Origin of the sequence: Thermus tenuipuniceus, assembly GCF_002964845.1 — a bacterium.
GTDB classification, from domain to species: Bacteria; Deinococcota; Deinococci; order Deinococcales; family Thermaceae; genus Thermus; species Thermus tenuipuniceus.
The window spans coordinates 1-550 of record NZ_PRDA01000096.1; the positions used below are offsets into that span (position 1 = coordinate 1).

Sequence of the window (550 nt, forward strand, 5' to 3'; positions counted from 1 at the left end):
TCCCGCCTGGCCCCAGGGGAGGTCTACCGGGGCTACATCCCCAGCAGGCGGGTCTTCTTCCACGGGTACAAGCTTCACCTCTTGGTGGACGACGGTCATCTGCGAGGCCAACCTGACCCCGGGGAGCTTTCACGACCTGACCTCCCTTCTGCTTTTGCCCTTGGACATCCCCGAGGGCAAGGAGCTGTACCTGGACCGGGGGTATGAGAGCTATTTCTACGAGGACCTACTTAGGGAGGCCCTGGGTCTGGTGCCCATGCCCATCCGCAAGGTCCGGAGCAAGCGGTATGTGCCTCACCTGCAGTACCTGGCCCTCCTGGGCAGGAGGGTGGTGGAGACGGTGGGGAGCATGCTCCATCAGCTTTTCCCACGACGTATTCATGCGGTGACTGCAGAGGGGTTCGTCTTAAAGGTCTTCACCTTCATCCTGGCCCACAATCTGCGACTCATCGCCAATAAAATCGCTTAGGTAGCAACTTGGGTTAAAGCTTAGGACTCCGGGGAGGCAGCACAAAAAGAGCAATGCCCAGGCCCCGGCACGCCTCTTCAA

The 550-nt window shown here is 59.8% G+C and carries 1 pseudogene; it reads left to right on the forward strand.

The features are described 5' to 3' along the window. Positions 1–469 (forward strand): annotated as a pseudogene (locus tag C2847_RS12135) (transposase); the annotation flags it as partial. Positions 470–550 lie beyond the last annotated feature (81 nt).